We start from the raw sequence: 20608 nt of genomic DNA, 5'->3' as shown, positions 1-20608 counted from the left end.
GCAATAAAAAACCGCCGGAGCTGCCCATAGCCTGATGGCGTTTATGGGCAACTCCGGCGGTCTTAAGACAGTGCGCTGAAGGTATTATTCAGCAGGCGCAGGCGGCATTTTACCTTCATGCGCTTTGTGTTCTGTCAGACGCTTCTCAAAATTGGCATTAAATTGCTTTTTCTGATCCGGCGTTAAGATGTTGTAAATCTTGTTTTGGGTTTCCAGACGAGACAGCATCATCTCTTTATGCTGTGCTTCCATCTTGTTGATTTGCGCTTCAGCTTTCGCTTTGTCGAAGCTGTCGCTGGCGATCAGGTTGTGCATCTCGCGCATCTCTTCCTGCGGCGGACGCTTCATGTGCTGGCGTCCCTCTTTCATGATGTCGCGAACTTGCTGTTTCTGCGCATCGGTCAGGTTCAGCCCCTGGAACATCATGTCATGACGTGGGCCCATTTTGCCTTTGTGATGATGCATCATCGTACCGTTCGGCTGCGCCGCGTCGGTGGTGGTCGTTGAGGTGGTGTCCGCAGCGTGAGCCAGGTTAGCCGCGCCCAGAGCCAGCGTAGAGGCAACAAACAGAGCAGTTAATTTTTTCATCATCGAATCCTTACTTTCAGTTATTCTGACGGCGCATCGCCGTGTTGACGAGATTAACTTTACGGGGTTTATCGTCAATTAATCAGAGCGTGCGTAAAACAATGAAAGTGTAAAAAACGATTTCGTGCCAATTATGAGGAAATTAAGGAAGAAATGTGGAGAGTTGCAACAAAAATAATCAACTAGCTGATTAAGAAGAGATTTTGAAGAAGTATAAAGCAGCCATGATTAATAATAAAGCACAACCTTAAGAATAATCCGCAATAAATCCTGGCACAAATAATCAAAGCCGCAGCGCCCCCGCGTGCGGCCCAGTTTAATTAATCCGCTGGTGGACAACGTTCCAGCATCAATCCCGCCCGCAGGCCCAATGCGACATCAGGGTTAGGGAAAAGCACATATTCGCAGGGCGATGACACCACATAACGCGTATCGCCGTCTTCCGCCAACAGCGTCCCCTTAGCAAAAGGGGTAAAGTTTAGCGTCTGCGCTGACATATACAGCCGGAAGTCGGCGCTGCGACGGGTAATCTGCTGCACGACACGATAATACAGCGGCACCGTATCAGCGCCGCCGCCAAACTCTCCCGCCAGCAAATGCCTGAGCTGCCGCGTTACTAGCGCAAACTGATTTAGATCATTTTGCCCAAACGGTTTGGCTTTCCCCAGTTCAAGAGTACAGGCCAGCGCGCCAAAATATTCACAGCTAAAGTGAGTGAAGGTACCGCCGGGCGACTGATGAAACACCAACGCCTGTAGACCTGCGGAACCCAGCCAGCGTAAAAACGACGGTTCCCACGGCGATTCCTGCGCGGGCAGCACGCCGAAGCGCTGATGATGCGAGCCACGAATGGCGGTATGCAGATCCAGATGCCATCGCACCTCCGCCGGACAGCGCTGGTAGAACGCGGTAAGCGTCTGCTCAAGGCTGGCGGCACGGATAGTTTCGTCGCTGACGGGAAAATGCCGCCAGCGCGCACCGAACATGCGGTTCATATCGCTGTGCAGATAGCGCTTGTTATCGCGCAGCGCCGGTGGGTTACCCAGCACCACCAGCAGATGCCAGCGCAGCTTAAGCTCACCGTTTAAAAGCGCCTTCAGCAGATAGTCGACGATCTCCACCGGGGCGGTTTCATTGCCATGAATGCCCGCTGACAGCACCAGCGCCTGTGAGCAGGGCTCGTGCGGCGTCAGTTGCAGCACGCCAGCTTCACGCCACTCCCAGTGGAAGTGCGCCGTGTCGCCCTCAGGCTGCTCCGGCAGCCTCCCCGCAAGCGTCAAGGCCAGAAACTGTTTCATACCGCCTCCTTAGCGCTGGAACGGGTAGAGCGAGCCCAGACGCAGTATCTGGGTTAAGCGGTCAAGCGCCTCTCGTCCTTCTTGCAATAGCTGCGGGTCGGCAAGATCGGCCTGAGTTAGCCGGTCCCGGTAGTAGCAATCAACCCAATCATTCAGCGTGGCGAACAGCGTATCGTTCATCATTACCGCTGGATTCACCGCCTGGCGTTCAGCTTCGGTAAGCACAACGCGCAGACGCAGACAGGCCGGGCCGCCGCCGTTGGCCATACTTTCACGCAGGTCGAACACCCGCAGTGCGTCTATCGGGTTATCCTGCGCCAGCAGATCGTTAAGGTAGCGCCACACCCGCGGGTGCTCCTGCGCTTCACCCGGTAGTACCAGCATCATGCTGCCGTCAGGTTTACTGAGCAGCTGGCTGTTGAACAGATAGGTCGACACCGCGTCATCCACCGTTACCCTGGAGGATGGAACTTCTATCGGCATAAACCCCGGCACTTTCTGCGCCAGTTCGCCCATCAGCGCGGACTGATTCACAAAGGCTTCAGCATGACAGAACAGCACCTGGCGATTGCTTACCGCGATAACATCATTATGGAACACGCCACGGTCGATGACCTGCGGGTTTTGCTGGGCAAACATCGCCTGATTCGGGTTGAGCTGGTTCAGCCGGGCCACCGCCTCGCTTGCCGCCCGCGTTTGCCGAGCCGGATAGCGCTGCGGCTGGTTGCCCTGCCCACCGTCACGACCATAGACAAACAGCTGCACGCCTGGCTGGCCGTAGTCGCGCCCCAGGCGGTTGTGGTTAGCGGCCCCTTCATCCCCGAATGCCGCCACCGAAGGCAGCGCGCGGTGCACCGCGAAATGGTCAGGGTTAGCAAAAATACCCTCCAGAATGGCCTGAGTGGTCGGCGCTTCACTGGCGCGGTGCAGCAGGCTGCTCAGGTTTGCCACCGTCAGGTGCACCTTGCCGTCCAGCGCATCCGCTGAAGGACAAACCGTCGCCGCATTGGCCACCCACATCGCCGAGGCCGAACTGGCGGCGCTCAGCAACTCCGGCGACTGCGCAGCCGCTTTGGCGATCACCTGCTCATCGCGCCCGCTAAAGCCAAGCTGACGCAGCAGCGCAACATTCGGTCGCTCCTGCGGTGGGATCACCCCTTGCGGAAATCCCGCGTCCGCCAGCGCTTTCATCTTTAGTAGTCCCTGCTTCGCCGCGCGCTGCGGGTTAGAGACCTGATATTGATGCTTCGTCGAGGCTTCATTGCCAAACGACAGCCCGGCGTAATGGTGCGTTAACCCCGGCAGACCGTCAAAGTTCACTTCCCAGGCGTTCATGATGGCACCTCGTGCTGAAAATCAAGCCCAGGGTTGAGGGTCGCAGGTAGCGTCAGCAGCGGTGATTCAAGGCTGGCCATTGGCCATGCGCAGTAGTCCGCGGCGTACCATGCACCGGGGCGATGGTTACCTGAGGCTCCGGTGCCGCCGAACGGCGCGGTGCTCGCCGCACCCGTCAGCGGTTTGTTCCAGTTGACGATCCCGGCACGCGCCTCCAGCAGCAGGCGCTCAAATTGTTCACGATCCGGTGAGATAAGCCCGCAGGAGAGGCCGTAGCGAGTAGCGTTAGCCAACCGAATCGCCTCATCAAAATCATCGTAACGCCATACCCCAAGCAGCGGCCCAAAGACCTCTTCATCGGCGATGTCGTGCGCTTCGCTGAGCTCAACTATCCCCGGTGTCAACAGGGACGTTCCCGGCTTAAGTAATCGTGGTGCCAGCAGCGTTTTACCGCCTTTTTCTACCTGCATCTGCCAGGCCTGATAGACTCGCTCCGCGGCCAGCGGCGAGATAAGCCCGCCGATAAACGGCTGCGGGTCGGCGTTCCACGCGCCCGGCATAATGCGCCCCGTCACCTCAACCAACCGCTGAAGAAACGCATCGCCCTGCGCGCCACGCTTCACCAGCAGGCGGCGCGCGCAGGTGCAGCGCTGCCCGGCGGTGACGAACGCTGACTGAATGGTCAGATGCACCGCGGCATCCAGATCGGCAACGTCATCGACAATCAGCGGGTTGTTGCCACCCATTTCCAGGGCGAGCATTTTTTGTGGTTGCCCGGCAAGCTGACGATGGAGATGGAACCCCGTTGCCGAACTGCCGGTAAACAGCACGCCGTCGAGCCCCGACTGGCCGCTGAGCGCTTCACCGGTTTCCCGCCCGCCCTGAAGTAGATTCAGCACGCCCGCCGGTAACCCAGCCTGCTCCCAGAGCTTAACCACCACCTCGCCGCATGCAGGCGTCAGTTCACTCGGCTTAAACACCAGCGTATTGCCCGCCAGCAGCGCGGGTACGATATGGCCGTTTGGCAGATGTCCAGGGAAGTTATAGGGGCCAAATACCGCCAGCACGCCTTGCGGACGATGGCGTAAGGTCGCCGCACCGTCGGCCATGTCGGTATGGCTCTCCCCGGTACGGCTATGGTAGGCCTTAATAGAGATGGCAATTTTGTTGATCATCGCCGTGACTTCGGTGGCAGCTTCCCAGTGCGGCTTGCCGGTTTCGCGGGCAATAGTGTCGGTCAGTGCGGCTTTATGGGCCTCCAGCAGCGCAGCAAACCCTTCGACGATGGTCTGACGTTCGCTAAACGGCCGACGCGCCCAGGCGGGAAACGCCGAACGCGCGGCGGCAACCGCCTGCTCAACCTGAGCGGCATCTGCGTCATTGCCCTGCCATACCGCTTCTGCCGTCACCGGGTTGGCGCTGCGACGCGCCTCGCCGTGACCAGACAGCCAGCCACCATTTATCCATAGGCTCATTATTTTTTCTCCTCAGGGCATAAGCGCACCAGGCGAACGGCATCACCCGGGTGACAGTTCAGGGCATCGGACTGCTCGGCGTTCAGGGTCAGTACATCTGCCTGTGGGTCGGCATGAACCAGCATTGCGCGGTAGTGTTGATACTGTTCGTTGGCAACCACGCAGAGCGGTAAATCGGCCCCTGCCGGTTCACCTGCCGCCACCGTCACCAGACGGCTTTTACGCACCGCTCTTACGCGGTCGATATCGCACTCCAGCGTCGGGCCGCCGTCAAAAATGTCGACATAGTCGCGGTAGCGGAAGCCTTCTTTTTCGAGCACGGCGCGCGCGGGCGCCGTTTGCGGATGCACCTGCCCAATCACCGCCCGCGCCTCTTCACTGAGAAAATCGGTGTAGATCGGGTGTTTTGGCATCAGTTCAGCGATAAACGCCTTCTGCCCGGTGCCGCAGAGATAATCCGCGCGGGCAAACTCCATCGAGAAAAAGCGTTTACCAAGGCTCTCCCAGAACGGTGAATAGCCGTGGTCGTCAATCACCCCGCGCATCTCTGCCACCACCTTGTGGTTAAAGCAGTCGCGGAACGCCGCCATAAACAGAAAACGTGAGGATGACAGCAGGTGCCCGTTGCTCTCTTTACGCCATTCCGGGTCGAGAAACAGCGAACACAGTTCGCTGCTGCCGGTGTGATCGTTGGTCAGAAACAGCGTTGGCAGCGCGTTATAGACGTTCAGCTCTTTCGATGCATGCACCAGCGTCCCTACTCGATAGTTATACCAGGGGTCATTGATGCCGACGGCCACTTCGATGGCGCACACGCCCACCACGTCGCCGCTGCGGGTATCTTCCATCACAAACACATAGCCCTGGTCGCCGCGCGGCAGCGTGCCCTGCCAGGTCGCCTGCGAGCGAGCAATTCGCGCCGCCAGCGTGTGTTCATCCTGCGGCAGCGAGGTCAACCCGCCGCCGGTTTTTCCTGCCAGTTTTAGCAGGCCGGGCAGATCGCCGGACGCGATGGGACGGATAATCATCATGATGACTCTCCCGCGACAAAACGTTCACAGGCCGCGGCGAAACGGTTGAGACCGAGCGTCACGTCCTCTTCTTTGACGATGAGCGCCGGGGCAAAACGCACCACGTTTGCCCCAGCAATCAGCACCATCAGCCCTTCTTCCGCTGCCAGCAGGCTTATCTGCTTCGCTTTCCCGGCGTATTCGTCACTCAGCGCGCAGCCAATTAACAAGCCGATGCCGCGTATCTCTTTAAATAACCCAAACTGGGTGTTGATGGCCTGTAGCCGTTCTTTAAACCACTGCTCGCGCTGTTTGACGCCACTCAGCACCGCAGGCGTGTTAATAATGGAAAGTACTTCACCTGCCACCGCGCAGGCCAGCGGGTTACCGCCGTAGGTCGTGCCGTGGGTACCGACGGTCATGACGCTCGCCATCTCTTCGCGCGCCAGCATCGCACCAATCGGGAAGCCGCCGCCCAGCGCTTTCGCGGTGGTCAGCAGATCCGGCGTGATGCCGTAGTGCATATAGGCGTACAGTTCGCCGGTACGGCCCACGCCGGTCTGCACCTCATCGAAAATCAGCACCGCATGATGGCGATCGCACAGCTCGCGCAGCTCACGTAAAAACTCAAGCGTCGCCGGGATCACCCCACCTTCGCCCTGAATCGGCTCAACGATCACCGCACAGGTGCTGTCATCAATCAGCATGCGCGCAGACTCAAGATCGTTATAAACCCCGTGGCGAACATCCGGCGGCAGCGGCGCAAAGTCCTGAGAATAGGCGGGCTGCCCGCCTGCGGTAACGGTAAACAACGTGCGGCCGTGGAACGCATTCTTGAAGGCTACAATGCCGCTTTTATGCGCACCGAAGCGGTCGTGGGCGAACTTACGCGCCGTTTTCAGCGCCGCTTCGTTGGCCTCGGCCCCGGAGTTACAGAAGAAAATGCGGTCAGCAAAGGTGGCGTCAATCAGCTGCTTAGCCAGTTTCAACGCTGGCTCATTGGTATAGCCGTTGCCGGTATGCCAGAATTTTGTCGCCTGATCGGTCAGGGCGCGAACCATCGCCGGGTGCGCATGTCCCAGGGCGTTTACCGCAATACCGCCAGCAAAATCGATATAGCCTTTGCCCTCTTGATCCCACAACCAGGCCCCCTCACCGCGAACAGGAATAAACGCTGCCGGGGCGTAAACCGGCATCATCCACTGATCAAAATTTTGACGGCTGATTGACTGAGACATAGCGACCTCGATAAGTAAATAAATGGTTTATTTTATGTTAATGAATTGATGTTTTTCCCTTTAAATGTAGATTGCACGGTTCGTGCCAGCGAGAGGTAAAAATGCATAAACGGAGTTTGATAACGAAATATCAATAAGTTACAAAAGCAACCTATTCACCACAAGTGCATAAAAAGTGAATATTAGTGACCTCAGGCGATGATTGCAGGGTGAAATTAAGAAATATTATGCATCCGCAAAATATCATTCTGGATTTGTGATCAACTGCGAAATTTATCGTAGATTTACGCCTTATTACGGCGCAGATTGCCTCAATCTGGTGCAGTTTTTGCTCTGCAACATGGCAGCGGTAATAAAAGAAATTGGCGATACCGCCGGGCGAAAGCAGCGAGGTACGTTAAATTCTGCTACTATCCCGTCACAATTCACCAGGTAAAGTGACGACCACTATGAAATTTGTCTCTTTTAATATCAACGGCCTGCGCGCCCGCCCTCATCAACTGCAAGCCATCGTTGAAAAACATCAGCCTGATGTGATTGGCCTGCAGGAGACCAAGGTTCATGACGACATGTTCCCCCTGGAAGAGGTGGCGAAGCTCGGTTACCACGTTTTCTACCACGGACAAAAAGGCCACTATGGCGTTGCGCTGCTGACCAAAGCCGAACCGATTGCCGTGCACCGTGGTTTCCCGACCGATGATCCCGAGGCGCAGCGTCGTCTGATCATCGCCGAAGTGCCGTCACCCTTCGGCAACGTGACGGTGATGAACGGCTATTTCCCGCAGGGCGAGAGCCGCGACCATGAAACCAAATTCCCGGCCAAAACCAAGTTTTATCAGGATTTGCAGGACTATCTGGAAACTCGTCTAAGTAAAGAGAACCCGGTGCTGATTATGGGCGATATGAACATCAGCCCGACCGATCTCGATATCGGGATTGGCGAAGATAGCCGTAAGCGCTGGCTGCGCACCGGTAAGTGCTCGTTCCTGCCGGAAGAGCGCGAGTGGATGCAGCGTCTGCTGGGCTGGGGTCTGGTGGATACGTTCCGTAATGCCAATCCTGAAACCAACGATCGTTTCTCATGGTTTGATTACCGCTCCAAAGGGTTTGACGATAACCGTGGGCTGCGTATTGATTTGCTGCTGGCAAGCCAACCGTTGGCGGCACACTGCGTGGAGACGGGGATTGATTATGAGATCCGTGGGATGGAGAAGCCATCGGATCATGCGCCGGTGTGGGCAACGTTTAAATAAGCTCGTATTTGCTAGTTTAGTGCAGCTGTTCCGTTCACTTTACGTTAGGTGGAATATGAAATTCCATCACCGGTGAACGGGCCAAGGGGTGCGGCCGCGCACCCCTTCGCAATCCCCGCGGCCCCGCAGGGAAATCGGTGCTTCGCACTGCGCTCGCCTACGACTCCAGCCTGCGGCACGGCGAAACTCGACGTCCTGTCTCGGTTCGCCTCAGTCCGCCATCCATGGCGGACTGACCTTGTCTTCCGTGCTACGGCTCGCCGATTTCCAGCGGGGACTCATCGGTTTCAGAAAGACTGTTTTTTGCTGTTAACTAAAAGACCGCACGGTTTTGGGTGGCGTCTAAATCGCCGAAGCGTTCCCTGTAGGCCGGGTCAGCCCACATGGATGTGGGCTGAGGGCGCGGTTTTACAGGGACGTTGCCTCGCGCCCGACCCGAAGCCGGAAGGGATAAGCTGAGGGAACCGCGCAGCGGCGATTTTGCCGCCAGAGCCCGGGGGTGCAGGGGGCGGCGGCGATTGGCCGCCCCTTGCGCGCTCCCTGTGCCAGTACAATTTATATGGCTAGCGCTGGAAGGGAGCGCAACAGAGTGATGATCCAAACCGAACCCCGCACCCAACCCGAAACCTACAATGAAAAATTCTGAGCAAAATCAATAAACCAACGCTAATATCTTGCAGTGACCACTAATCTATAATACCGTCGCGCGCACTTTTTCTTCCCGGCAGGAGGACCCCCATGCAAAAGAAGTCACTACCACACAGCCACTAAGCTCCTGCTCATTGTCGCTGTCATCAGCCTGCTCGCTATCCTGATCCACACCTTCGACCTCGCTGACCTGGTCACCAACTTCCGCCACCTGCAGGAACTGGTCCGCCAAAGCGGCGCGCTTGGCTACATCATCTACATTGCCCTGTTTATCCTCGCCACGGTATGCCTGCTGCCCGGCAGCGTGCTGGTACTCGTCGGCGGCATTGCCTTTGGCCCGTGGCTCGGCACGCTGCTATCGCTGATTGCCGCCACTGCTGCCTCGGCGCTCTCCTTCCTGCTCGCCCGCTGGCTCGGGCGCGCGCTGCTGCTTAAATACGTCGGGCACACCGCCACCTTTCAGGCGATTGAGCGCGGTATCGCCCGCAGCGGTATCGACTTTCTGATTCTTACCCGGCTCATTCCGCTCTTTCCGTACAATATCCAAAACTACGCCTACGGACTGACCGCCATCCCCTTCTGGCCCTATACCCTGATCTCTGCGCTGACCACGCTGCCGGGAATTTTTATCTATACGCTGATGGCGAGCGAACTGGCGGCACACGGCCTGACGCTGGCGTTTATCCTCAAACTGAGCCTCGCCGGGTTGGCGCTGTTTGCGCTGGCGCAGGCGGCCAAACGCTATGCCCGGCATAGACGCGTGGATCTTTCCGAGGAGGAGCGCTGATGGCATCACGCAACGCCACGCTGTTTTTCCGTCTGCTGCTGCTCACCGCGTTTATTGCGCTGCTGCTGGCCTGGTGGTGTATTCCGAGCGTGAATGCGTTTATCGATCATAGCCTGACCGCGTTTCTCGCCGTCGACCAGCAGGGCATCGAGCGGTTTATCCACTCCTATGGATCACAGGCCGCCGCCGTCTCCTTTGTGCTGATGATTTTTCAGGCCGTTGCCGCCCCACTGCCCGCTTTTCTTATCACCTTCGCCAATGCCTCGCTGTTCGGCGCGTTCTGGGGCGCGGTGCTCTCGTGGACCAGCTCGATGGCCGGTGCCGCGCTATGCTTCTACATCGCCCGGCTGATGGGGCGCGGAGTGGTCGAAAAGCTGACCGGAAAAATGGTGCTTAACAGCATTGACGGCTTTTTTGAACGCTACGGCAAGCACACCATTTTAGTCTGCCGCCTGCTGCCTTTCGTCCCCTTCGACCCGGTGAGCTACGCCGCCGGGCTGACGTCGCTGCGCTTTCGCCACTTTTTTATCGCCACGGGTATTGGTCAGCTTCCCGCCACCATCGTCTATTCATGGGTCGGCAGCCTGCTCACCGGCGGCACCTTCTGGTTTGTCACCGGGCTGTTTATTTTGTTCGCCCTGACTATCGTTATCGTTGTCGCTAAGACGTTCTATCATGAACGACAAAAGAGGAATTCCTGATGCGTTATCACGCAAATGTACATCGCCTGCGCGCTGGGCTGTTGGGGCTTGGCCTATTGGCGCTGAGTCCATTGACGGTTCACGCGCAAAGCTGGCAGCAGGTGGAAAACGAGGCCAAAGGGCAAACCGTCTGGTTTAACGCCTGGGGTGGCGACGAAGCGGTGAACCACTATCTTGACTGGGTGAGCGGTGAAATGAAGCGTGATTACGCCATTAACCTGCGCATCGTCCACATTGCCGATGCGGCAGACAGCGTAAAGCGCATTCAGACCGAAGCGCAGGCCGGGCGTAAAACCAATGGATCGGTCGATTTTTTGTGGGTCAACGGTGAAAACTTCCGCGCGCTGAAAGAGGCCAACCTGCTGCGTACCGGCTGGGCGGAGCAGTTACCGAACTGGCGCTATGTGGATGTGAGCAAACCGGTGCGGGAAGATTTCTCGGTACCGGTGGAAGGCGCAGAATCGCCATGGGGCAGCGCACAGCTGACCTTTATTGCTCGCCAGCAGCAAACGCCGCAGCCGCCGGACTCACCGCAGGCGCTGCTCGAATTTGCCAAAGCCCATCCCGGCACGGTGACCTACCCGCGCCCACCCGACTTCACCGGCACTGCGCTGCTTGAACAGTTGTTAATCAACCTCACCACCCAGCCGGATGCGCTGAAGCAACCGCCGGAGGCAAAGACCTTTGCTGCTGTCACCGCACCGCTGTGGGCCTATCTTGACACGCTGCACCCGTTGCTGTGGCGCAATGGTAAAGATTTCCCCCCTTCACCGGCGCGAATGGACGCGATGCTGAGCAACGGTTCGCTGCGCCTCTCCCTCACCTTTAACCCGATGCACGCGAAGCAGAAAGTGGCAAAAGGCGAACTGCCGAAGGACAGCTACAGCTTTGGTTTCCAGAGCGGCATGCTGGGCAACGTGCACTTCGTGACAATTCCGGCGAACGCTTCCGCCAGCGCCGGGGCGCAGGTGGTGGCAAACTTCCTGCTCTCCCCTGAAGCACAGTTGCGCAAGGCCGATCCAGCGGTATGGGGCGACCCCAGCGTGCTGGATCCGGCGAAGCTAAGTCCCGAACAGCAAAAAACGCTGCAATCGCTTATCCCGGAACACGCGCCGAAAGTACTGGCTGAGCCGCACGCTGCCTGGGTGAATGCGCTGGAGCAGGAATGGCTGCGCCGTTACGGTACGCACTGATTCTACTTTGCTGGGGCATGATGCTGATTATCTATCTGCCCCTGCTTCCCGCCGCTGGTCTGCTGTTAAGACCGGCGTTTTCGCTCGCCCACTGGCAACAACTGCTCACCGACTCGCAGCTGATACAGGCACTGACCGCGACGGTCGTCTCCACGCTGCTCGCGGTGGGTGGCGCGCTGGTGCTGGCGCTACTGGTCATCGCGACGCTCTGGCCTTCTGCGGGCTGGCAGCGGCTCTCTTCCCGGCTGCCCTGGCTGCTGGCGCTGCCGCACGTGGCCTTCGCTACCTGCGCGCTGCTGCTGTTTGCCGAAGGCGGTGAACTCTACCGTTTGCTGCCGATGCTCAGCCCATTTCAGGACCGCTACGGTATCGGGCTGGGTCTGGTGCTGGCGGTCAAAGAGAGCGGCTTTTTACTGTGGGTGTGCTGGGCGCTACTCGGCGAACGCCGGCTGGCAGAACAGGTGGTGGTGTTTAAAAGCCTCGGCTACGGGGGCGGGCAGTGCCTGACCCGGGTTATTCTTCCGGCATTGATGCCCTCACTCAAGGTGGCGCTGCTGGCCACAGCGGCCTGGACGCTGTCGGTGGTCGATGTGGCGACGATTATTGGTCCCGGCAACCCGCCGACGCTGGCGGTGCTGGCCTGGCAGTGGCTGAACTCGGCGGCCCCGGAGGATCAGGTCAAAGGTGAACTGGCCTGCCTGCTGTTACTGGTGTTATTGGCGCTACTTGCCGGTGCCGCCGCAGGCTTCTGGTCGCTCTGGCAACGACGACTGCCCACGTTGAGCAACGTACGACGCCCAATCTTCCCGCAACTCCCTGGGCGCGCGGTCGGCATCCTGCTACCGCTCAGCGGGCTATTCTGCACGCTATTTCTAATCTCACAGGCGCATGCCACGCTGCCCGACGCCGATACCTTCAACAATAGCCTGTGGCTGGCGCTGCTGTCCGCGCCGATCGGTGCGGTGGTCTGCCTGCTGTGGCTGGAATGGGGGCCACGCCGGGAACAGGGTTGGCTCAACCTGCCGCTGCTGTTACCCGCACTGCCGCTGGCCGCAGGACAATATCAACTGGCACTTTATGGCTGGCTCGATGGGCAGTTCGCCACCGTGCTGTGGGGACATCTGCTGTGGGTGGTGCCGTGGATGCTGTTTGTGCTTCGCCCGGCCTGGCAGAACATTGACCCGCGCCAGATACTGTTGGCAAAAACGCTTGGCTGGCAGCGCGGGGCGATTTTCCTACGACTGAAGTGCCCGCTGATCGTTCGCCCGCTGCTGTCGGCGCTGGCGGTCGGCTTTTCCGTGAGTATCGCCCAGTATCTGCCCACCCAATGGCTTGGCGGTGGACGTGTGCCCACGCTAACCACCGAAGCCGTGGCGCTGAGCAGCGGCGGCGTAACCGCGACGCTTGCCGCCCAGGCGCTATGGCAGCTATTGCTGCCGATGGGCTTCTTTTTACTTACCGCGCTGCTGGCGCGCCGTATCGGCCATTTACGCCGGGGATTACGCTAATGTTGCAGGTCAACAATCTGACGCTCACGCTCGGCGGTCAGCCGCTGTTGCGCGAAGTTAACCTCACCGTCGCGGCGGGCGAAATTGTGACGCTGATGGGGCCGTCTGGTTGCGGAAAGTCGACGCTGTTTTCGTGGATGGTCGGCGCGCTCGATGGCGCCTTTCGCGCACAAGGTGAGCTGTGGCTTAACGGCCGCCGCTGCGATCCGCTACCTACTGAGAAACGGCGCATCGGCGTGCTGTTCCAGGACGCGCTGCTGTTCGACAATATGAACGTCGGGCAGAACCTGCAGCTAGCGCTGCCTGCGACCGTTGCCCGTCATGCCCGCCAGCCTCGTGTTGAGCTGGCGCTGTCGCAGGCGGGGCTGGACGGTTTTTATCGTCGTGACCCGGCCACCCTTTCCGGTGGCCAGCGCGCCCGCGTAGCGCTGCTGCGCGCGCTGCTGGCAGAACCCGACGCGCTGCTGCTGGATGAGCCATTTAGCCGCCTCGACGGGCCGCTGCGCGGCAGCTTTCGCCAATGGGTGTTCGACGAACTCCGCCAGTTGCACATTCCCGTGGTGCAGGTGACTCACGACCCGGATGATGTTCCCACCAACGCCCTCTGTTTGCAGTTAGCAAACTGGCATTGACGCGGGAAATACTGCGTTAACGCAAGGTATTTCCCCCTTTAGAGGTTCAGAATGATGCTCCTTTTTTCCTCGTCGGATGATTTGATGAAACGTGTTTCTCAACTGACCGCGCTGGCCGTTGCGCTTGGCCTCGCTTCCTCTGTCTTTGCTGCCGAAACGGCAAAAACCTTAACTTTGACCCACCTGCTGCAGCAAAATGGCACCGCCATTGATACGCGTATGAGCGCGTTTTACAACGGCTGGCCTCAGCATGCCAACGGCACGCAGGGCCACGAACCGGGCGCGTTAAACCTCTCCGCCAGCTGGCTCTCCGCGATGAACGACGAGCAGCTTAGCGCGTGGGCGCAGCAGCATCAGCTGAGTAAAACCACCGACATCGCACTTTACGGCGACAGTAAAGACAACGAGGCGGTCGCCAAACGTCTGAAACACGCGGGCTTTAACAATATCTCCACCCTGAGCGATGCGCTGGAGCAGCCAGACCGTCTGCAAAAGCTGCCGCACTTCGAGCAACTGGTTTATCCGCAGTGGCTGCATGATTTACAGCAGGGGAAAAACGTTCCGGCAAAACCGGCGGGCGACGTTAAAGTGATTGAAGCCGCCTGGGGCGCACCGAAACTTTACCTGGTCAGCCATATTCCGAACGCAGGCTATATCGACACCAACGAGGTGGAAAGCGAGCCGCTGTGGAATAAGGTTTCTGACGATAAGCTCAAAGCGATGCTGGCGAAACACGGCATCCGCCATGACACCACCGTTATTCTTTACGGTCGCGATGTCTATGCTGCGGCGCGCGTCGCACAAATTATGCTGTATGCGGGCGTGAAAGATGTGCGCCTGCTGGACGGCGGCTGGAAAACCTGGTCCGATGCAGGTCTGCCGGTGGAACGCGGCCTGCCGAAAGACGTGACTCCGGCACCAGACTTCGGCATCACCATTCCCGCCCAACCGCAGTTGATGCTGGATATGGAACAGGCGCGCGGCCTGCTGCATCGTCAGGATGCGTCGCTGGTCAGCATTCGCTCGTGGCCGGAATTTATCGGCACCACCAGCGGCTACAGCTACATTAAGCCAAAAGGTGAGATTGCTGGCGCTCGTTGGGGCCATGCGGGTAGCGACTCCACCCATATGGAAGATTTCCATAACCCGGACGGCACCATGCGCAGCGCAGACGATATCGCAGCGATGTGGAAATCCTGGAACATTCTGCCAACCCAGCAGGTCTCCTTCTATTGCGGCACCGGCTGGCGCGCGTCTGAGACCTTTATGTACGCCCGTGCGATGGGCTGGCAGAACGTCAGCGTCTACGACGGCGGCTGGTACGAGTGGAGCAGCAATCCTAAAAACCCGGTTTCCACCGGCGATCGCGGCCCGGACAGTTCTCGCTAATCCGCCTCTTCATGACGCTGGAGATTTTTCAGCGTCATGTACCCTCCCCACACCCGATTAAACGTCGTCAGCCAGCACAGCGCGCCAAAGATCCACGCCATCCACGCGAACCACGCCGGAAACAAGCAGCCCAGCACAAACAGCAAAATCGTCTCAGTGCCTTCGGTTAACCCACCAAGGTAGTAAAACGATTTGTGGGCGTAGCCTGGGTTATCAATCTGATGCTTCGCCGCCAGCGCCGCAAACGCCAGAAAGCTGCTGCCGGTGCCCATAAACGCAAACAGCAACCAGCCCCCCGCCAGGGCATTCGCCGTCGGATCTGCCAGCATAAAGCCGAACGGTACCAGCGCGTAGAACAGAAAATCGAGGGCGATATCCAGAAAGCCGCCTGCATCCGTCAGCCCACGCCGCCGGGCCAGCGCGCCGTCAAGCCCGTCCAGCAACCGATTTGCCACGATGGCCACCAGCGCCGCGCCGTACCAGCCCAGCGCCAGAAACGGCAGCGCCAGAACGCCAATCGCAAAGCCCAGCAGCGTAATGCCGTCGGCGGAAATACCGGGTTTATCCAGCGCCTGCGCCGCGCGGTTCAACAGTGGCTTCAGGCGCGGGTGAAGATGTTTATCCAGCATCGTGCTCTCCCGTCGTGCGGCACAGCCCCTGTGAAGGGATCTCCAGCGCAGCATTAAAACGCGCCGACAAATTCTGAAATGCCACCAGCGCGGTCATCTCCGTGATTTGTTCATCATTAAAGTGACAGTGTAACGATTCTTTCTGTGCTACAGAAATTAACGGCGGCGTCGCGGTCATCGCATCAGCGTAGTCCAGCGCCGCACGTTCAGCAGGAGAAAACAGCGTCGAGGTTTGCCAATCGCCCAGCGCCAGCACTTTATCCATCGCCCCGCTACGCTGCGCCAGACGCAGGCTGTTGGCATCAATGCAAAATGCGCAGTCGCACTGCTGGGAAACGCGGGTCATCAACAGCGCCCGTAGCGTGGGGTCCAGACGCGCTTTTTTACGCTCCAGATAGCCAACAAACAGCGCCACTAACCAGAAGAGCCGGGGCATTCGCCCCCACCAGCGGGTGGGATTCAATACGCTGCCGTAATGCTTCTGCTGCATGGCAACAATAGGTTTCAGACTGAGGGGTAACTGACTGAGCGGTTGCACCCAGGGTTGTTTATTTTTCACCCGGAGACTCCTGCAAGGCTTTAGCTAACAACAAAGCAGCGATAATATGGCATTCCTTTTATCAAGTCTTTGATCGCTATGCTGAAAACCATTGATGTTGTTGCCGCCATTATTGAACAAAACGGCAAAATTCTGCTTGCCCAGCGCCCGCCGCATGCCGATCAGGCCGGGCTTTGGGAGTTCGCAGGTGGAAAAGTTGAGGCGGGCGAAAGCCAGCCGGAAGCGCTGGTGCGCGAACTACAGGAAGAGTTGGCGATCCGCGCCTGGCCTGGCCGTTACGTTGCCAGCCACCAGCGTGAAGTCTCCGGGAGAATCATCCATCTTCACGCCTGGCACGTGCCCCGTTTTGACGGTGAAATCATCGCCCGCGAACACAGTGCGCTGGTGTGGTGCACGCCAGAAGAGGCCTTTAGCTATGCGCTGGCCCCCGCCGATGTGCCGCTGCTTGAGGCGTTTATGGCTTTACCCGACGCCAGACCAGCGGATTCGTGCTGATGGTTCGCTCATCGCGCTGACACTGTAACAGCACGCCCTCAGCCTTAATCACCGCCCCTTCCGAGTAGTTCTGGTTCTCATAAATACAGCACTGGGTGCACGGCTGCGCCCGCTGGGTAGTGTTGCTGTTGCTGAACACCTCTGGCGGGACATTCACTTCAAGCTGCGGTCGCGCCTGCGCCGCATGACAAAACAGCGCCAAAGCGCCCGCTATCCAGAACGTTTTCATCCCTTAATCTCCTGAAAAATCTTCTCTTAATACTATCGACCAAATTCAGGGCGAGCTTAAGTTTTTTACATCATCGTTTTTAGTTATGACCCCCTCCCGAGTATTAATTTTATTTTGGTCCAGGAATTTACTTGTCATACGTTAGCCGGGTAATGATATAGTCGAAAAACGACACTTTATTAAACACAACCATAACAACTACATACATCTACAATCATAAGAGGTACTTATACTTATGGATAAGGTTTGCTCCCTGGATTCCTTCCTGGCTCATGTTCAACAACGCGACCCACACCAGACCGAGTTTGCTCAGGCTGTCCGTGAAGTCATGACAACGCTCTGGCCGTTTCTGGAACAGAACCCGCGCTATCGCCAGCTCTCTCTGCTGGAGCGATTAGTTGAGCCTGAGCGTGTTATTCAGTTCCGCGTCGTGTGGGTAGACGACCGCAATCAGGTACAGGTTAACCGCGCATGGCGCGTGCAGTTCAGTTCGGCGATTGGGCCGTACAAAGGGGGAATGCGCTTCCACCCGTCGGTAAACCTCTCTATTCTCAAATTCCTTGGCTTCGAACAGACCTTCAAAAACGCCCTGACCACCCTGCCTATGGGCGGCGGTAAAGGCGGTTCTGACTTCGATCCGAAAGGCAAAAGCGAAGGCGAAGTGATGCGCTTCTGCCAGTCGCTGATGACCGAACTCTATCGTCATCTGGGTTCAGACACCGACGTTCCAGCGGGCGATATCGGCGTGGGCGGGCGTGAAGTCGGCTTTATGGCCGGGATGATGAAAAAACTCTCCAACGACACCGCCTGCGTGTTTACCGGCAAAGGCCTGTCGTTTGGCGGCAGCCTGATTCGTCCGGAAGCGACTGGCTACGGTCTGGTGTACTTCACTGAAGCGATGCTTAAGCGTCACGGCCTGGGCTTTGAAGGAATGCGCGTGGCGGTTTCCGGTTCCGGCAACGTGGCGCAGTACGCTATCGAAAAAGCGATGGAGTTTGGCGCCCGCGTGGTGACCGCCTCCGACTCCAGCGGTACCGTGGTTGACGAAGCCGGTTTCACCAAAGAGAAGCTGGCGCGTCTGTGCGAAATCAAAGCCAGCCGTGACGGTCGCGTAGCCGATTATGCGCGCGAGTTTGGTCTGGTCTATCTGGAAGGTCAGCAGCCGTGGAGCGTGCCGGTGGATATCGCGCTGCCGTGCGCGACCCAGAACGAGCTGGACGTTGACGCGGCACGCGTGCTGATTGCCAACGGCGTGAAGGCCGTGGCGGAAGGTGCCAACATGCCAACCACCATCGAAGCAACCGACCTGTTCCTCGAAGCGGGCGTGCTGTTCGCACCGGGTAAAGCAGCGAACGCCGGCGGTGTCGCAACCTCTGGCCTGGAAATGGCGCAGAACGCGGCGCGTATGAGCTGGAAAGCGGAGAAAGTGGATGCGCGTCTGCACCACATCATGCTGGATATCCACCACGCCTGCGTTGAGCATGGCGGTGAATCTGCGCAGACCAACTACGTTCGCGGTGCAAACATTGCAGGTTTCGTGAAAGTGGCCGATGCGATGCTGGCGCAGGGCGTGATTTAATCTTGTCGGTAGCCCGGACGCGGCGCTTTAGCGCCAACTCCGGGTTTTCCCCGGCGTCGCTTAGCTCGGCCGGGCTACATTTCGTTTCCGTTCTCCAGAGAACATCATCAGGCAGTCGGGGCGATTACGCGTCTTGTTCCGGGCTTGCCGTCGGTTTCTTACTTTTCCCTTTGCCCTTACTGAACGACTTCTTCGCGCCGCCCGGCGCTGCTAATCCACGGAACTGTCTCACCGGCGTACTGCGCGCCTGCTCGATAAGCTGGAACAACGTGCCCACCAGCGGCTGCATAAAGTCCTGATAGCGGCACTGCTTTTCGCTGATTTGCGTCAGCGTGGACTCCCAGTGCGCCGTCATATCCGGACGTGTGGCCATCTCAGGCAACGAATGGAACAGCGCTTTTCCCGCGTCTGTTGAGTGAATATAACGCCCTTTCTTGGTCAGGAAACCGCGCTTAAACAGCAGCTCGATAATCCCGGCACGCGTCGCTTCGGTGCCTAATCCGTCTGTGGCACGCAGGATCTTCTTCAGATCTTTATCCTGCACAAAGCGGGCAATCCCGGTCATTGCCGACAACAGCGTAGCGTCGGTGAAATGGCGCGGTGGCTGCGTTTGTCGCTCTACCACTTCGCCGTTTTCACACAGCAGTTCATCTGCTTTCGCCACCACCGGCAGTGGTGTGCCGTCGTTCTCTTCGTCGCGCTCTTTCGCCCCTAGCAGCGTGCGCCAGCCGGCTTCCGCCAGGAAACGTGCCTTCGCCACAAACTTACCGTTGGCAATATCGAGATCGATCTGACACTTGCGATATACCGCATCCGGACAGAACTGCATCAGATACTGACGGGCGACGAGGTTATAAACCTTCGCTTCGTTATCGGTGAGATTAACCTTGCTGGCCCGCGCCGTAGGAATAATGGCGTGGTGAGCGTCGACCTTTTTATCGTCCCAGCAGCGGTTGCGGGTATCAGTGTTCACCACCGGTTGCGGCAGCAAATCTGGGGCGTGTACGCCGATAGCGTTGATCACCGCATGTCGACCGGCGAAATGTTCTTCCGGCAGATAGCGGCTATCGGAACGCGGATAGGTGATGAGTTTATGGGTTTCGTACAGCTTCTGACAGATATCGAGCACGTTCTGTGCGCTGAGGCCAAAGCGTTTGGCCGCTTCAATCTGCAAGGCCGACAGCGAAAACGGTAGCGGCGCGGGTTCGGAGTCGCGCTTATCGTTATAGGCGGTGACCAGCGCGGGCTGCCCGCCAATGCGCTTCACCACGTGCTCGGCCAGCGCGCGGTTCAGCAGACGGCCCTCTTCATCCTGATGCGGCTCGCAGGCTTCGCTCGGCTGCCAGGTAGCGGTAAAGCGTTCGTCTTTTGGTGTGACAATGTGCGCTTTCACTTCGAAGAAATCCTTCGACACGAAATGCTCGATCTCTTCATCGCGGCGCACCACCAGCCCCAGCACCGGGGTCTGCACGCGCCCAACGGAGAGCACGCCCTGATAGCCCGCATTACGCCCAAGAATGGTATAGGCGCGAGTCATATTGATACCATACAACCAGTCAGCACGAGCGCGGGCCAGCGCCGACACGCACAGCGGGATAAACTCGCTATTGGCGCGCAGGCGGGAAATCGCCCGTTCCACCGCCTGTGGGTTCAGGTCGTTGATCAGACAGCGCTGCACCTGATGACGTTTTTCCGCCGACAGCTGCAAGTAGTCCAGCACTTCATCCACCAGCAGTTGCCCCTCTCTATCGGGGTCACCCGCGTGGATGACTTCACTGGCCTCATGCAGAAAGCGCTTAATGACGTTGAGCTGTTTGGTGACCGATGGCCGGGGCTGTAGCTGCCACTTTTCCGGCACAATCGGCAGGTCCTGCAGATTCCAGCGCGCATAGCGGCTGTCATAGACATCAGGCTGCGCCTGCTCCAGAAGGTGGCCAATACACCAGGTCACGACCTGACCGTTGCCGCATTCGATAAAGCCGTCGCCCTTACGATGTGGCTTCGGCAGCACGTCAGCAATGGCGCGGGCCAGGCTCGGTTTTTCCGCTATGAACAACCGCAT

At 58.3% G+C, this 20608-nt stretch carries 20 protein-coding genes; 9 read left to right on the top strand and 11 right to left on the bottom strand.

Annotated features, from left to right (window positions below):
- Window positions 1–84: 84 nt before the first annotated feature.
- The 6 genes from spy to AB2B48_RS03840 all read right to left on the bottom strand — a co-directional run bounded on the left by spy (window position 85) and on the right by AB2B48_RS03840 (window position 6944).
- Window positions 85–591, bottom strand: a complete 507-nt coding sequence (gene spy, locus AB2B48_RS03865; RefSeq protein WP_185665994.1) for an ATP-independent periplasmic protein-refolding chaperone Spy — start codon at window positions 589–591, stop codon at window positions 85–87.
- Between the two features lie 317 nt (window positions 592–908).
- Window positions 909–1886 (bottom strand): succinylglutamate desuccinylase, encoded by a 978-nt coding sequence (gene astE, locus AB2B48_RS03860; protein ID WP_368300856.1) that lies wholly within the window; start codon window positions 1884–1886, stop codon window positions 909–911.
- Between the two features lie 9 nt (window positions 1887–1895).
- Entirely contained in the window at window positions 1896–3221 is a 1326-nt protein-coding gene (gene astB / locus AB2B48_RS03855) for an N-succinylarginine dihydrolase (protein WP_368300855.1), read from the bottom strand.
- A complete protein-coding gene (gene astD, locus AB2B48_RS03850; RefSeq protein WP_368300854.1) occupies window positions 3218–4696 on the bottom strand; it encodes a succinylglutamate-semialdehyde dehydrogenase in 1479 nt (492 codons plus the stop codon). The genes astB and astD overlap by 4 nt, the downstream gene beginning before the upstream one ends.
- Window positions 4696–5727, bottom strand: a complete 1032-nt coding sequence (astA, locus tag AB2B48_RS03845; RefSeq protein ID WP_368300853.1) for an arginine N-succinyltransferase — start codon at window positions 5725–5727, stop codon at window positions 4696–4698. The genes astD and astA overlap by 1 nt, the downstream gene beginning before the upstream one ends.
- Window positions 5724–6944, bottom strand: a complete 1221-nt coding sequence (locus AB2B48_RS03840; protein ID WP_368300852.1) for an aspartate aminotransferase family protein — start codon at window positions 6942–6944, stop codon at window positions 5724–5726. The genes astA and AB2B48_RS03840 overlap by 4 nt, the downstream gene beginning before the upstream one ends.
- A 449-nt stretch (window positions 6945–7393) precedes the next feature.
- Between AB2B48_RS03840 and xthA the strand changes: the two genes are divergently transcribed.
- Window positions 7394–8197 carry an exodeoxyribonuclease III gene (gene xthA / locus AB2B48_RS03835; RefSeq protein ID WP_185665988.1) on the top strand — a complete coding sequence of 268 codons (804 nt, stop codon included), beginning with the start codon at window positions 7394–7396 and terminating at the stop codon, window positions 8195–8197.
- 691 nt (window positions 8198–8888) lie between these two features.
- On the opposite strand, the gene AB2B48_RS03830 is transcribed toward xthA, so the two are convergent.
- Complete coding sequence (locus tag AB2B48_RS03830; RefSeq protein WP_223883116.1) at window positions 8889–9077, bottom strand: hypothetical protein; 189 nt, start codon at window positions 9075–9077, stop codon at window positions 8889–8891.
- Between AB2B48_RS03830 and AB2B48_RS03825 the strand changes: the two genes are divergently transcribed.
- From AB2B48_RS03825 to AB2B48_RS03800, 6 genes are all read left to right on the top strand, one after another.
- A complete protein-coding gene (locus AB2B48_RS03825) occupies window positions 8991–9632 on the top strand; it encodes a TVP38/TMEM64 family protein (protein ID WP_368301908.1) in 642 nt (213 codons plus the stop codon). The genes AB2B48_RS03830 and AB2B48_RS03825 overlap by 87 nt on opposite strands.
- Window positions 9632–10333 (top strand): TVP38/TMEM64 family protein, encoded by a 702-nt coding sequence (locus tag AB2B48_RS03820; protein WP_368300851.1) that lies wholly within the window; start codon window positions 9632–9634, stop codon window positions 10331–10333. The genes AB2B48_RS03825 and AB2B48_RS03820 overlap by 1 nt, the downstream gene beginning before the upstream one ends.
- Window positions 10333–11526 (top strand): ABC transporter substrate-binding protein, encoded by a 1194-nt coding sequence (locus AB2B48_RS03815; protein ID WP_368300850.1) that lies wholly within the window; start codon window positions 10333–10335, stop codon window positions 11524–11526. Before AB2B48_RS03820 ends, AB2B48_RS03815 begins: the two co-directional genes overlap by 1 nt.
- On the top strand, window positions 11499–13034 hold the full coding sequence (locus AB2B48_RS03810) for a thiamine ABC transporter permease (protein WP_368300849.1): 1536 nt from the start codon (window positions 11499–11501) through the stop codon (window positions 13032–13034). Before AB2B48_RS03815 ends, AB2B48_RS03810 begins: the two co-directional genes overlap by 28 nt.
- Complete coding sequence (locus AB2B48_RS03805) at window positions 13034–13666, top strand: ATP-binding cassette domain-containing protein (RefSeq protein ID WP_368300848.1); 633 nt, start codon at window positions 13034–13036, stop codon at window positions 13664–13666. The genes AB2B48_RS03810 and AB2B48_RS03805 overlap by 1 nt, the downstream gene beginning before the upstream one ends.
- Window positions 13667–13750: 84 nt before the next feature.
- Complete coding sequence (locus AB2B48_RS03800) at window positions 13751–15055, top strand: sulfurtransferase (protein ID WP_368300847.1); 1305 nt, start codon at window positions 13751–13753, stop codon at window positions 15053–15055.
- On the opposite strand, the gene AB2B48_RS03795 is transcribed toward AB2B48_RS03800, so the two are convergent.
- Together AB2B48_RS03795 and AB2B48_RS03790 are read right to left on the bottom strand one after the other, a co-directional pair.
- Window positions 15052–15684, bottom strand: a complete 633-nt coding sequence (locus AB2B48_RS03795; protein WP_368300846.1) for a CDP-alcohol phosphatidyltransferase family protein — start codon at window positions 15682–15684, stop codon at window positions 15052–15054. The two genes, AB2B48_RS03800 and AB2B48_RS03795, sit on opposite strands and share 4 nt — an antisense overlap.
- A complete protein-coding gene (locus tag AB2B48_RS03790) occupies window positions 15674–16243 on the bottom strand; it encodes a carboxymuconolactone decarboxylase family protein (protein WP_368300845.1) in 570 nt (189 codons plus the stop codon). Before AB2B48_RS03790 ends, AB2B48_RS03795 begins: the two co-directional genes overlap by 11 nt.
- A 78-nt stretch (window positions 16244–16321) precedes the next feature.
- Here AB2B48_RS03790 and AB2B48_RS03785 point away from each other — a divergent pair, with 78 nt between their 5' ends.
- On the top strand, window positions 16322–16738 hold the full coding sequence (locus AB2B48_RS03785) for a pyrimidine (deoxy)nucleoside triphosphate diphosphatase (RefSeq protein WP_305067776.1): 417 nt from the start codon (window positions 16322–16324) through the stop codon (window positions 16736–16738).
- Here AB2B48_RS03785 and AB2B48_RS03780 read toward each other — a convergent pair.
- Window positions 16698–16967, bottom strand: coding sequence for a YnjH family protein (locus AB2B48_RS03780; protein WP_185665981.1), 270 nt, complete (start codon window positions 16965–16967; stop codon window positions 16698–16700). The genes AB2B48_RS03785 and AB2B48_RS03780 overlap by 41 nt on opposite strands.
- A 235-nt stretch (window positions 16968–17202) precedes the next feature.
- Between AB2B48_RS03780 and gdhA the strand changes: the two genes are divergently transcribed.
- Window positions 17203–18546 (top strand): NADP-specific glutamate dehydrogenase, encoded by a 1344-nt coding sequence (gdhA, locus tag AB2B48_RS03775; RefSeq protein WP_185665980.1) that lies wholly within the window; start codon window positions 17203–17205, stop codon window positions 18544–18546.
- 124 nt (window positions 18547–18670) lie between these two features.
- On the opposite strand, the gene AB2B48_RS03770 is transcribed toward gdhA, so the two are convergent.
- Window positions 18671–20608, bottom strand: coding sequence for a DNA topoisomerase III (locus AB2B48_RS03770; RefSeq protein ID WP_220440597.1), 1938 nt, complete (start codon window positions 20606–20608; stop codon window positions 18671–18673).

This window comes from Kluyvera sichuanensis (genome assembly GCF_040930405.1).
Taxonomy (GTDB): Bacteria; Pseudomonadota; Gammaproteobacteria; order Enterobacterales; family Enterobacteriaceae; genus Kluyvera; species Kluyvera sichuanensis.
The sequence above is the reverse complement of the archived record's forward strand: the minus strand, read 5'-3'. Positions and strand labels throughout refer to the sequence as shown.

Bases quoted from the DNA above. Each gene is read 5' to 3' on its own strand.
- gdhA (WP_185665980.1), top strand. From the start codon at position 17,203: ATGGATAAGGTTTGCTCCCTGGATTCCTTCCTGGCTCATGTTCAACAA.
- spy (WP_185665994.1), bottom strand. From the start codon at position 591: ATGATGAAAAAATTAACTGCTCTGTTTGTTGCCTCTACGCTGGCTCTG.
- AB2B48_RS03810 (WP_368300849.1), top strand. From the start codon at position 11,499: ATGGCTGCGCCGTTACGGTACGCACTGATTCTACTTTGCTGGGGCATG.
- AB2B48_RS03820 (WP_368300851.1), top strand. From the start codon at position 9,632: ATGGCATCACGCAACGCCACGCTGTTTTTCCGTCTGCTGCTGCTCACC.
- astA (WP_368300853.1), bottom strand. From the start codon at position 5,727: ATGATGATTATCCGTCCCATCGCGTCCGGCGATCTGCCCGGCCTGCTA.
- AB2B48_RS03770 (WP_220440597.1), bottom strand. From the start codon at position 20,608: ATGCGGTTGTTCATAGCGGAAAAACCGAGCCTGGCCCGCGCCATTGCT.
- AB2B48_RS03795 (WP_368300846.1), bottom strand. From the start codon at position 15,684: ATGCTGGATAAACATCTTCACCCGCGCCTGAAGCCACTGTTGAACCGC.
- astE (WP_368300856.1), bottom strand. From the start codon at position 1,886: ATGAAACAGTTTCTGGCCTTGACGCTTGCGGGGAGGCTGCCGGAGCAG.
- AB2B48_RS03815 (WP_368300850.1), top strand. From the start codon at position 10,333: ATGCGTTATCACGCAAATGTACATCGCCTGCGCGCTGGGCTGTTGGGG.
- AB2B48_RS03780 (WP_185665981.1), bottom strand. From the start codon at position 16,967: ATGAAAACGTTCTGGATAGCGGGCGCTTTGGCGCTGTTTTGTCATGCG.
- astD (WP_368300854.1), bottom strand. From the start codon at position 4,696: ATGAGCCTATGGATAAATGGTGGCTGGCTGTCTGGTCACGGCGAGGCG.
- AB2B48_RS03785 (WP_305067776.1), top strand. From the start codon at position 16,322: ATGCTGAAAACCATTGATGTTGTTGCCGCCATTATTGAACAAAACGGC.
- AB2B48_RS03800 (WP_368300847.1), top strand. From the start codon at position 13,751: ATGAAACGTGTTTCTCAACTGACCGCGCTGGCCGTTGCGCTTGGCCTC.
- astB (WP_368300855.1), bottom strand. From the start codon at position 3,221: ATGAACGCCTGGGAAGTGAACTTTGACGGTCTGCCGGGGTTAACGCAC.
- AB2B48_RS03840 (WP_368300852.1), bottom strand. From the start codon at position 6,944: ATGTCTCAGTCAATCAGCCGTCAAAATTTTGATCAGTGGATGATGCCG.
- xthA (WP_185665988.1), top strand. From the start codon at position 7,394: ATGAAATTTGTCTCTTTTAATATCAACGGCCTGCGCGCCCGCCCTCAT.
- AB2B48_RS03805 (WP_368300848.1), top strand. From the start codon at position 13,034: ATGTTGCAGGTCAACAATCTGACGCTCACGCTCGGCGGTCAGCCGCTG.